Raw genomic sequence first — 1,516 nt, 5'->3', positions numbered from 1 at the left:
GGTTGGCCTTGACCGCGTAGTAGACCTTGGCGAATTCGAAACCGGCGCGCAGGTCGTCATAGGCCTGGCTGATCATCGCGGTGTCGATCACCACGAACGGGGTTTCTTGCTTGTCGGCGAACGCCTTCATTTTCTGAAAGGTTTCGCGCGCAAAATAGTCTTCGACCTGGATCGACATACTTGGGACTCCTAGTGGCAAACGTCGTTAATCAATGGGTGCAAATGAACGTCCTCCGTATCCCCACTTTGGTTCGCCTACTTCCCAAGGCATGTCGCCGAAAGCAAAAAGGCCATGGGAAGTGCAGCTTTCCCTTGGCCTTGCTGTCTCGTCGTCAGTACTTGAGCCGGATGGATCGTTTCCAGCATGGACGTTCGGCGCGAACTTTAGGGCGTGAGGGGCTTGAGATCAACAAAAAATGTCGCGTTTTTGCACGCTTCTGACGTGCGTACCCGATATCACTCTTTGTAGCGGACCTGTGTGACGGGCAGATGTTCCCCGTGATTTTTCCAGTGTTAAAAATACCTGCACGTTCGATGCTTTTGTCAGCTAGTTTGTAGAGAAGTGTGATGGCGTCAACATCGGCGACGTTGGCGGCGAGAGGCGGGTGTGAAGGCGATTTTGATTAATGTGGCGGGTGCTTTAGCAGTGCCAGAGCCCACCTCGGTGTTGATATTCTTTTCCAGTCTTTGAAAACACAAAAAACTGTGGCGAGGTAGCTTGCTCCCGCTGGACTGCGAAGCAGTCCCCGCTTTTTTAAAAGAGGGGGCCGCTTCGCGACCCAGCGGGAGCAAGCTCCCTCGCCACAGGTTCGTTTCTGACTATTTATTGATCAGGCGACTACTGCCTCGGCCGGCGAGACGATATTGGTTTTCATCCCCCGCGAACGTCCCGAACTCAGGTAGGCCGCAATCGACTCCTGCGTCACCTCACCCAAAAACACCCTTTCGGCATCCATCACCGGCAGCCACGAACGGTTGAACTCATACATCCGTGACAACAGGATGCGCAAATGTTCGTCGTAGGCAGCGGTGGCGTTGAACTCGCGCAGGTATTGCCCGCACGTGCCGGTCTGGCGGTGCAGGTCGCGGCGGCGCACGTAGCCCAACGCCTTGTTCTCGGTGCAAGTCACCACCACGTAACGGCGGTCGTGCTCGTCCATCAATTCCAGCGCCTCGGCCACGGGTGTTTCGGGGCTGACAGAGGGCGCGTTGTCCGCTGCGTCTTCGGCTTTCACCAACAACAGGCGCTTGAGGGTGCTGTCCTGACCGACGAAGCTGCTGACAAAGTCATCCGCCGGATGCGCAAGCAGTGTGTCCGGATGGTCGATCTGCAGCAGCTTGCCTGCGCGGAAGATCGCGATCTTGTCACCGAGCTTGATGGCTTCGTCGATGTCGTGGCTGACCATGATCACGGTCTTGTTCAGCGCCCGCTGCATTTCGAAGAACTCGTTCTGGATCATTTCGCGGTTGATCGGGTCGACCGCGCCGAACGGTTCGTCCATCAACAACAGCGGCG

The 1,516-nt window shown here is 56.5% G+C and carries 1 protein-coding gene and 1 pseudogene; both read right to left on the bottom strand.

The genetic code is table 11. From position 1 onward, the window contains the following. Positions 1–178: pseudogene (locus tag D8V06_RS09860) on the bottom strand (type III PLP-dependent enzyme); the annotation flags it as partial. A gap of 652 nt (positions 179–830) precedes the next feature. Next, the coding region (locus D8V06_RS09855) for a CBS domain-containing protein (RefSeq protein WP_130930883.1) at positions 831–1,516 on the bottom strand (686 nt) is incomplete at its 5' end.

The sequence above is a fragment of the Pseudomonas sp. Sample_24 genome, from assembly GCF_004307605.1.
Lineage (GTDB): Bacteria > Pseudomonadota > Gammaproteobacteria > Pseudomonadales > Pseudomonadaceae > Aquipseudomonas.
This window is presented reverse-complemented; position numbering and strand designations above follow the sequence as displayed.